Source organism: Georgenia sp., from assembly GCF_054605595.1.
Genome location: NZ_JBTSDU010000129.1, coordinates 1 through 8,931, shown reverse-complemented (window position 1 = coordinate 8,931; position 8,931 = coordinate 1). Strand labels below are relative to the sequence as shown.

7 protein-coding genes, 2 tRNA genes and 1 pseudogene are annotated in these 8,931 nt (G+C 73.6%); 7 read left to right on the top strand and 3 right to left on the bottom strand.

Going from position 1 to position 8,931, the window contains the following annotated elements; genetic code table 11:
* Positions 1–269: 269 nt before the first annotated feature.
* Positions 270–1,733 carry a GTPase gene (locus ACYC1Z_RS12705; RefSeq protein ID WP_461409891.1) on the bottom strand — a complete coding sequence of 488 codons (1,464 nt, stop codon included), beginning with the start codon at positions 1,731–1,733 and terminating at the stop codon, positions 270–272.
* Positions 1,730–3,343 carry a GTPase family protein gene (locus ACYC1Z_RS12700; RefSeq protein WP_461409890.1) on the bottom strand — a complete coding sequence of 538 codons (1,614 nt, stop codon included), beginning with the start codon at positions 3,341–3,343 and terminating at the stop codon, positions 1,730–1,732. The genes ACYC1Z_RS12705 and ACYC1Z_RS12700 overlap by 4 nt, the downstream gene beginning before the upstream one ends.
* 75 nt (positions 3,344–3,418) lie before the next feature.
* Between ACYC1Z_RS12700 and ACYC1Z_RS12695 the strand changes: the two genes are divergently transcribed.
* From ACYC1Z_RS12695 to ACYC1Z_RS12680, 4 genes are all read left to right on the top strand, one after another.
* A tRNA-Arg gene (locus tag ACYC1Z_RS12695) sits at positions 3,419–3,491 on the top strand.
* Positions 3,492–3,644: 153 nt separating this feature from the next.
* The gene (locus ACYC1Z_RS12690) at positions 3,645–4,343 is read left to right on the top strand and encodes a class I SAM-dependent methyltransferase (RefSeq protein ID WP_461409889.1); all 699 of its coding nucleotides are present in this window, start codon (positions 3,645–3,647) and stop codon (positions 4,341–4,343) included.
* Between the two features lie 108 nt (positions 4,344–4,451).
* Entirely contained in the window at positions 4,452–5,141 is a 690-nt protein-coding gene (gene orn / locus ACYC1Z_RS12685) for an oligoribonuclease (RefSeq protein ID WP_461409888.1), read from the top strand.
* A gap of 140 nt (positions 5,142–5,281) precedes the next feature.
* Positions 5,282–5,354: transfer RNA gene (locus ACYC1Z_RS12680), tRNA-His, on the top strand.
* A gap of 77 nt (positions 5,355–5,431) precedes the next feature.
* Here ACYC1Z_RS12680 and ACYC1Z_RS12675 read toward each other — a convergent pair.
* On the bottom strand, positions 5,432–6,346 hold the full coding sequence (locus ACYC1Z_RS12675) for an ATP-grasp domain-containing protein (protein WP_461409887.1): 915 nt from the start codon (positions 6,344–6,346) through the stop codon (positions 5,432–5,434).
* Between the two features lie 336 nt (positions 6,347–6,682).
* Between ACYC1Z_RS12675 and ACYC1Z_RS12670 the strand changes: the two genes are divergently transcribed.
* The 3 genes and pseudogenes from ACYC1Z_RS12670 to ACYC1Z_RS12660 form a co-directional block, all read left to right on the top strand.
* Positions 6,683–7,582: a MetQ/NlpA family ABC transporter substrate-binding protein gene (locus ACYC1Z_RS12670; RefSeq protein WP_461409886.1), complete on the top strand. Its 900-nt coding sequence runs from the start codon at positions 6,683–6,685 to the stop codon at positions 7,580–7,582.
* A gap of 89 nt (positions 7,583–7,671) precedes the next feature.
* A complete protein-coding gene (locus ACYC1Z_RS12665; RefSeq protein ID WP_461409885.1) occupies positions 7,672–8,736 on the top strand; it encodes a methionine ABC transporter ATP-binding protein in 1,065 nt (354 codons plus the stop codon).
* Positions 8,733–8,931: pseudogene (locus tag ACYC1Z_RS12660) on the top strand (ABC transporter permease); the annotation flags it as partial. The gene ACYC1Z_RS12665 and the pseudogene ACYC1Z_RS12660, both read left to right, overlap by 4 nt.

The window sequence follows — 8,931 nt, the reverse complement described above, 5'->3', positions numbered from 1 at the left end:
GGCGCCGACCCGGCGCACCGGTTCCGCGCCCAGCCGGCCCTGGACGGTGATCTCGATCCTGTCGCTCATCGCTCGCTCCCTCGGCTCCGGGCCGGCACCTCTCGGCCGGCCACGGGCACCACGCTGGCGCGTACCGGATCACGCGCGCCGACGTCGCGACCGAGCCTGTGGACGAGGTGGCATCAGCGCCGCACATGCCGAGGCACGGCGCGGCAGTCGGCCTCACCCCGCAGCGCACCAGCGACAGCCGCCTGCTGCGTCCGGTGCCGCTACCGGCCGATCGCCGCCCGTAGCCGATGATGCCGGTCCAGCACCGCCACGGTGGGCTCGACGAGGAGCTCCCCGGTCACGGCCACCACCCGCTCGTCGACCCGCGCCCGGTAGCTGTCCGCGAGCTCGGTGGCCTCGGCCCGGCGCACCGGACCCACCCGGGTGAGCAGCACGACGGCGGCGACCAGCCCGACGCCCACGAGCACGCCGTCGGGCCACCAGTGCGCACCGGTGACCAGGGCGAGGACGAGGTACGCGAGCGAGACGACGGCGAGCGCGATGCCACCGAGCAGGAGGTTGCGTGCCCGGGTGCTGCGCGTGGGAACCTCGACACCGGTGACGGCGTCCCCCACCGCGCCGGCGAGGACGGCGGGCTCGGCCACCGCACCGGCGACGGCCTGGGCCCACCGGACGGGAAGGCCCTGCTGGTACCGGGCGATCCAGCCGTCACGCGCCGCCGCCACGCTCGGGAGCGCGGGCGGCTCGGGGCGGCCGACGGCCGCGCCGTCGGCGCCGGAGAGCGCGGTGCGCACGGAGTCGGCCACCGAGTCGGCGCCGGCGGTGCGGAGCAGCTCGCCGGCGGTCGCGGCGACGGCGTCGGCGGTGATCTCGGTCTCGACAGCGCCGACGCTCGCCGACAGTCGACGGCAGACGGCGTCGACCTCGGCCGCCGCGGTGCGCGCCCCCGCGGACGGTTGCCCCACCGCCGCGGCCAGGTGCCGGCGGACGTCGTCGATGCCGGTGCCCCGGAGTGCGGAGGTGGTCAACACGGTGACGTCCTCGAGCCCGTCGGCGGCGAGCAGCTCGCGTATGTCGACGACCAGGCGGTCCACCGCCGTGGGCGGCACGGCGTCGATCTGGTTGACCAGGACCAGCATGCTCTCCCGGCGGGAGCGCATGGCCCGGAGGTAGCGCTCGTGGAGGGCGCTGTCGGCGTACTTCTGCGGGTCGACGACCCAGACGAGGACGTCGACGAGCGGGAGCAGCCGGTCCACCTGCACGGCGTGGTCGACGGCGACCGAGTCGTGGTCGGGCAGGTCGAGCAGCACCATGCCGTCCAGGCCGGGAGGGTCGCCGTGCAGCGTCTCGCGGCGGATCCGGCGCAGCGGTTCCACCTCGAGGTGGTCGAGGAGCGCCTCGGCGTAGGAGCCCCAGGTGCAGGCGGCGGCGCGCTCGGTGGTGGGGCGCAGGGCGCCGACATCGGCGAACGTCAGCCCGGTGATCGCGTTGAACATGGAGGACTTGCCCGAACCCGTGCCGCCGACGAGCGCGACCACCGTGTGGTCCACCCCCAGATCGAGGCGCCGCCGGACGGCCGCAAGATCCTCCCGGGCGCGAGCCGCGACGAACGGGTCCACCTGGGCCGCGGCGGCGTCCAGGGCGGCGGTGATGGCGCTGGCCCGGGCGTCGAGATCCTGGGCAAGGTCCCGGACGGACGATGCCGTCCCGCCGGTGGTGGTCATAGGTCCCTCAGCTCCGTCGCCCGCACACGCAGCGCGGTACCCGGCGTCAGCTCCAGGGCGTCGAGGGCGCTCAGCGCGGGGGTCGCGGCGTCCCGCACGGCCTCTTGCGCCGCGGCCACGAGGGCATCGCCGGCCCGGGTGGCGAGGTCGGGGCCGTCGGGCCCGAGGAGGTCGGGCAGGGCCTTGGCGGCCCCGACGACGCCCGCGGCGGCGGCGCGCACGACGGCGGCGAGCCCGGCGGCGTCGAGCGCGCCGGCGGCCCGGTCGGCCACCGTGACGACGAGGGCGTCGACGTCGCCGCGCCACCCGGTGAGCACGGCCGCAGCGAGGGCCGCCGGATCGGCCGTGCCCGCGTCGAGGAGGGTGCGGGCACCCAGCTCGGGAGCGTCCCAGACCCACCGGATCGCGGTACCTGCGGTGCGGACGGCGTCGGCGACGAGCACCTGGACGGCGGCGTCGACCTCGGTGCCGAGCTGTCGGGCGGCCGTGGAGCGGGTCTCGAGCGCGTGACCGCGCCAACCTCGGCGGGGCGTCGCGCCGGTGACGAGGGGTGCCAGCGGTCCGCCGGTCGAGGCGAGGGCGAGCCACCGGGTGGTGGGGGCACCGAGGCCGGCGCTGCCGGAGCGGAGGGCCCCGACGAGCGTGGCGGCGGCGTCGTCGGCGGCCCGTTGGGCACGGGCACGCAGCTCAGCACCGGCCTCGGCCTGGGCGTCGGCGCCGGCGGCGAGGTCGAGGAGCTGGGCGCGCAGCGCGGACCAGACCCCGCGGGTGGTGCGACGCACCAGCGCAGGCGACTGGCGACGGTCGGCGACGAGGCGCAGCCAGGTGGTGAGCTCGACGAGCTGCTCGGGCGGGAGCAGCCCCTCGTGCGGGCCGGCGTCGGCCACGAGGAAGAGCGGGGCGGAGCCGAGCCCGAGGTGGACCATGCGGTTCAGCAGATCCTGGCGTACCTGGCTGCGCACCCGGGCAGGGACGCGGTTGAGGATGACGGCGGTGGTGATGCCCCGGTCCTGGGCCTCGGCGAGCACGCGCCAGGGGACGGCGTCGCCGTAGCGGGCAGCGGTGGTGACGAAGATCCACAGGTCGGCGACCTCGAGGAGCTGGGCGCCGAGCGCACCGCCGGCCGCGCGTGCGGACTCCAGGTCGGGCGTGTCGAGCACGGCGAGCCCGGCGGGCACGGCGCCGGTGGTGACCACCTGGGCGGCCTCGGCCAGGGGGTGGCCGCCGAACGCGTCGACGTCGTCGGGGTGGATCACGAGGACGGGGGTGCGGGTGGTGGGCCGCAGGACGCCGGCCTCGCTGACCCCGGTGCCGAGGGCGGAGTTGAGCAGGGTGGACTTGCCCGACCCGGACGCCCCGCCGAGCACGACGACGACGGGCGCGGACCCCCGCCGCAGGCGTGGGACGAGCCGGCTGCCGAGCTGGGTGCGGACGGCGTCACGTTCCGCGCGTATCTCGGGCGTGCCGGGCAGGTCGAGCGGGAACCGGGTGCGCTCGACCTCGGTGAGCATCTCCAGGACGGCGTCGAGGCGCGGCGCGCGGTCCCGGACCACCGTGCCGGCGGCTGCCCCGGTGTCGCGCCCGTCGTCGGGTGAGGGTTGGGCGGTCACAGGCCCATTGTGGGCGATCCGCGGGCGGGGTGCGGCCAAGCGCGCCGGAAGGGGCGGGCGATACCATGCGCTCGCGCCCTCGTAGCTCAATGGATAGAGCGACGGCCTTCTAATCCGTAGGTTGCAGGTTCGAGTCCTGCCGGGGGCACTTCCGCTTCTCATCCGCTCGCGGCGGTCGGCACCCGTGCGGCGATGCCGACCCGGCGTCCCGTCGAGCTCGTGTCCCTACAGTGGGCGGCATGCAGACACATGCCCTGACCGCCGCGCCCCTCCCGGAACCCACACCGGCCCTGGCCGCCGCATGACCGAGAACCAGAGTGCGGCTCAGCACTGGGAGAGCCGGTACCAGGAGGCCGAGGCCGTCTGGAGCGGTCGCCCCAACCAGGTCCTCGTCACCGAGGTGTCCGCCCGCACCCCGGGCACGGCGCTGGACGTGGGCTGCGGCGAAGGGGCCGACAGCGTCTGGCTCGCCGAGCAGGGCTGGCGGGTGACCGGCATCGACATCTCCGCCACCGCACTCGACCGTGCCCGACGGGCCGCCGAGGCGAGAGGCGTCGCCGACCGCATCGACTGGCAGGAGCAGGACCTCACCACCTGGGAGCCCGAGAGCCGGTACGACCTGGTCTCGGCGCAGTTCCTGCACTCGCGCATGGGCTTCCCCCGCGAGGAGGTCCTGCGGCGAGCGGCCGGTGCGGTCACCGAGGGCGGCGTGCTCCTCGTCGTCGGGCACGCCGGCGTGCCGCCCTGGGCCGAGCACCATGCCGCGGACGGCGACGCGCACGACCACGGCGGCTCGCACGACCACGGCAGCTCACACGGCCACGACCCGGCCGAGGTGCTGCCGACAGCGGCGGGGACTGCCGCGGCGCTGGGCCTGAGCGGTCCGCGCTGGGAGCTGCTCGTCTCGGAGCACCGCTCGCGCACCACCACCGGGCCCCACGGCGACCCGGCGGAGCTGGAGGACGCCGTCGTCATGGCGCGCCGCACCGCCGTGCAGTGACGGCCACGCGGCACCGCGTCGGATGCTGCGGCCTCGGGCCCGGCCGGGCCGCCGACACCTACGGACGGCTCGCCCCACCGGTCCGGCGAGCGCGACTACCCTGACCGGGTGAGCCAAACATCTTCCTCCCGGGACCCCATCGTCTGGATCGACTGCGAGATGACCGGCCTCGACGCCGTCAACGACTCGCTGATCGAGGTCGCCGTCGTCGTGACCGACTCCGACCTGACGCCGCTCGACGCCGGGATCGACCTGGTCATCTCCCCGCGCCCCGGCACCGTGGAGCAGATGGGTGAGGTGGTGCGCACCATGCACACCACCTCCGGCCTGCTGGACGAGCTCGACGCCGGGCTGAGCATGGCCGAGGCCCAGGAGCAGGTGCTCGCATACGTGCGCACCTGGGTGCCCGAGCCCCGCAAGGCGCCGCTGGCCGGGAACTCGGTGGGCACGGACCGCACGTTCCTCGCCCGGGACATGCCCGAGCTGGTCGACCACCTGCACTACCGGGTCATCGACGTCTCCTCCATCAAGGAGCTCGCCCGCCGCTGGTACCCGCGCGCCTACTTCCAGTCACCGCAGAAGAACGGCGGCCACCGCGCCCTGGCGGACATCCTCGAGTCCATCGACGAGCTGCGGTACTACCGCACGGTGCTCTTCCCGGCCGGTGACGGCCCGGACTCACCCACGGCGAAGAAGGCGGCCGAACTGGTCACGGCGTCCTCCTCGGCCGACCTCGTCGCCCGTCTCGCGCAGGAAGCAGCCACCCGCGCCCAGGCCGGCAAGCCGGTCGGCTCGTAGGCTCCGCGCCGCGGGACGCCAGGGCGAGACGGCCTGTCGCCGACGACGTGACCCACGCCACCGCGCGACGATTACAGGGCACCAGTCACGATCGGCTAGGCTGGTCCACTGGTGCAGCGGCTCGTCCGCCTGCAGCGATGGTGGGTGTAGCTCAGCTGGTAGAGCGCCGCGTTGTGGTCGCGGATGTCGCGGGTTCAAGTCCCGTCACTCACCCCGCCGGATGTCGCAGCGACATCCACGAAGCCCGGACTCTCACCTGAGAGTCCGGGCTTCGTCGTCCCTGGGTCCCGTCACCAGAAGGCGCGCACCGCGATGGCGTCGGCGAACCGGTCGACGGCGCCGGGCGCCGTCGAGAGGTAGAGCGAGGCGTCCACGAGCGAGACCTCCATGACTGCCATCTGCCCGTTGTCGCCCTCGGCGAGGTCGATGCGGCAGAAGGTGAGCTGCTCGTCGCGGCCCATGCGGTCGCGGATGTAGGTGTGGATCGCCTCCCGGACCTGCTCCCCCAGCCGCCACTCACCGTCGGTGGCATCGCGCGCGACGGCCTCCTCGCGGGGTGCGGCGTCGTCGCCCTGGAACGGGCCGTCCAGCATCGCCTTCTTCTCGACGGCGTGCGAGACCAGGCCGTTCATGTAGATGAGCGCTGTCTCGCCGCGGTTGTCGATGGACTTGAGGTAGCGCTGGACCATGACGGTGCGCCCCTCGGAGAGCAGCTCCATGGCGTGGGTGATCGCCGCCATGCGCGAGTACCCGTCGACGGCGGTGTACCGGCCGGTGCCCTGGGCTCCCGAGGACACCGCCGGCTTGACGACGAAGTCGCCGCCCGCGGGGAAGCGGGTGTGGAGCTGGTGCTTGCTCAGGTGCTGCTCGGGCTCGAGCCACACGGTGGGGATGGTCGGCATCCCCCGCTTGGCGAGCTCGACGAGGTAGTGCTTGTCCGTGTTCCAGCGCACCACGTCCGCGTGGTTGCACAGCCGCGGCACGGACTCCGCCCACCGCACGAACTCCTCGCGCCGTGGCGCGTAGTCGTGCACGGAGCGGAGCACCGAGACGCCGGCGTCGTCCCAGTTCACGGAGGGGTCGTCCCACACGGCGACCCGGGGCTCGATGCCCCGGTCGGCGAGGGCGTCGACGAGCGGCACGTCGTCGACGTCGAGGTCGGGCAGCGCGGCACAGGTCACGAGGGTCACGATCGGCTTCGACACGTGGTTCAACCTATCGCGAAGTCACCGCCACCCTCGGCGGACAGGGGCCACGCACCGTCGTCGCGCCGCCCCGGGCCCTCTGCCGCGTCAAGACATCCCACGGTCGTCACCCGTCAAGGCATCACGAGCGTGCCCGACGCCGCCGCGGACCGCTCGGGCCAGGCGCGACTGCCGCGCACACCACGAAACACCTCGCCGTCTCACCCACTGAGAATGCGGCGACGTGGGTCGCGCGCGGGTCGGCGCGGAGCCGATCCTGGGACCACGGCGCCACCTCCCGGCGCCGGCAGACCCGGCCTGTCCCACAGGCACGACCGCTCCGACCGAAGGACCGTCATGACCCGCTCCCCGCGCCGCGGTATCGCCCTCGCCGCCGCCACCGCCGCCCTTGCCCTCACCCTCGCCGCGTGCGGCGGCGCCGATGCGGGCGACGCGGGCACGCTCGGCACCGAGGAGAACCCCGTCCGCATCGGCGTCGTGGGCTCCTCGGACCCGCAGTGGGAGATCTTCACGGACCTCGCGGCGAAGGACGGCATCACCGTCGACATCGTCAACTTCACCCAGTACCCGCTGCCCAACCCGGCGCTGACCGACGGGGACCTGGACCTCAACCAGTTCCAGCACATCCTCTACCTCGCGCAGTACAACGAGGCCACCGGGCAGGACCTCACCCCGATCGGGGCGACCGCGGTGTACCCGCTCGGCGTCTACTCCCTCGAGTACGACGCCGTGGCGGACATCCCCGACGGCTCCGAGATCGCCATCCCCAACGACGTCACCAACCAGGCCCGGGCACTCTTCGTGCTCGAGGAGGCCGGGCTCATCACCCTGAACGACGACGCCGGCGTGGTGCCGGACCCGACCGACGTCGACGCGGCCGCCTCCCGGGTGACCGTCACTCCGGTGGAGGCCAACCAGACGGTCATCGCCCTGGACTCCGTGGCCGCCTCGGTCGTCAACAACGACTTCGTCGCGGACGCCGGCCTCGCGCCCGCGGACGCGATCTTCGCGGACAGCGCCGAGAGCGAGGGCGCCAAGCCCTACATCAACGTCTGGGTGGCCCGGGCGGACGAGGCGGAGAACGAGGTGTTCCAGCGCCTCATCGAGATCCACAAGTCCGACGCGGTCGTCGCGGCGCTGCAGGAGAGCTCGGGCGGGACGGCGTCCATCGCGGACCAGTCCCCCGCGGAGCTCCAGGAGATCCTCGCCGAGGTCCAGGGCAGCCTGACCGACTGACGACCCCGCGGGACACGATCTCAGCACCCGGGCCGGCGTCGCACCGACGCCGGCCCACGCACGCCCGACGACACCAGGACAATGACCGCATGGACGACATCATCCGCCTCGTGGGCGTGCACAAGACCTTCGGCGAGGGACCAGGAGCGGTCCACGCCGTCGACGACGTGACGCTGTCGATCGGGGCCGGTGAGATCTTCGGCGTCATCGGCTACTCCGGGGCCGGCAAGTCCACCCTCGTGCGGCTGATCAACGGGCTGGAGCGGGTCAGCGCCGGCACCCTCGTGGTCGACGGCGACGAGGTCTCCACCATGAGCGAGAAGGACCTGCGGGCGGTGCGCGCGGAGATCGGGATGATCTTCCAGCAGTTCAACCTCTTCCCCGCCAAGACGGTCGCGGAGAACGTCGCGTACCCGCTGCGCGTGGCCGGGTGGGACAAGGAGCGCCGCGAGGCCCGCGTGGCCGAGCTGCTCGACTTCGTCGGGCTGGCCGACAAGGCCACGGTCCGCCCCCGCCAGCTCTCCGGCGGTCAGAAGCAACGGGTCGGCATCGCCCGGGCGCTGGCCCGCGACCCCAAGATCCTCCTCGCCGACGAGGCGACCTCGGCACTGGACCCCGAGACCACGCGCGACGTCCTCGGCCTGCTGCGCCGCGTCAACGCCGAGCTCGGCATCACCATCGTGGTGATCACCCACGAGATGGACGTCGTCAAGCACATGTGCGAGCGGGTGGCGGTGATGGAGACCGGCCGCGTCGTCGAGCTCGGCACCGTCTACGACGTCTTCTCCCGGCCACGGGCGCAGGCGACCAAACGGTTCGTGGGCACGTCCCTGCGGGACCGGCCGAGCCCGGCGGCGCTCGCCCGGCTGGCCGCCACGCACCCCGGCACGCTGGTCACCGTCGCGATCCAGGAAGAGACCGGATCCTCCGCCCGGCTCATGCACACGTTGGGCGAGCACCACGTGGACGGCGCGATCGTCTACGGCGGCATCACCGAGATCGGCGACCGACCGTTCGGCTCGCTCACCCTCGCCCTCACCGGCGACGACGCCGCCATCACCCGCGCGGTCGACGACCTGCGGGGCTTCACCACCGTGCAGGAGTATCCGGAGCTGCGCACCACCACTGCGACCGGGAACGGGGCAGACCGATGAAGTTCGACTGGGCCGAGAACTGGCCGGTGTTCGTGGAGGCGTTCGGGGAGACGGTCTACATCGTCGCCGTCGCGCTGGGGGTCGGCGGGCTCATCGGCCTCGTGCTGGGGCTGACGCTGTACACCACCCGCAAGGGCGGGCTGCTCGAGAACAACGTGGCGTTCACGCTGCTCAACGTGCTGGTGAACTTCATCC

Excerpts from the sequence above, each read along its gene's own strand:
- ACYC1Z_RS12690 (WP_461409889.1), top strand. The coding sequence starts at position 3,645 with ATGACCGAGAACCAGAGTGCGGCTCAGCACTGGGAGAGCCGGTACCAG.
- ACYC1Z_RS12705 (WP_461409891.1), bottom strand. The coding sequence starts at position 1,733 with ATGACCACCACCGGCGGGACGGCATCGTCCGTCCGGGACCTTGCCCAG.
- ACYC1Z_RS12670 (WP_461409886.1), top strand. The coding sequence starts at position 6,683 with ATGACCCGCTCCCCGCGCCGCGGTATCGCCCTCGCCGCCGCCACCGCC.
- ACYC1Z_RS12665 (WP_461409885.1), top strand. The coding sequence starts at position 7,672 with ATGGACGACATCATCCGCCTCGTGGGCGTGCACAAGACCTTCGGCGAG.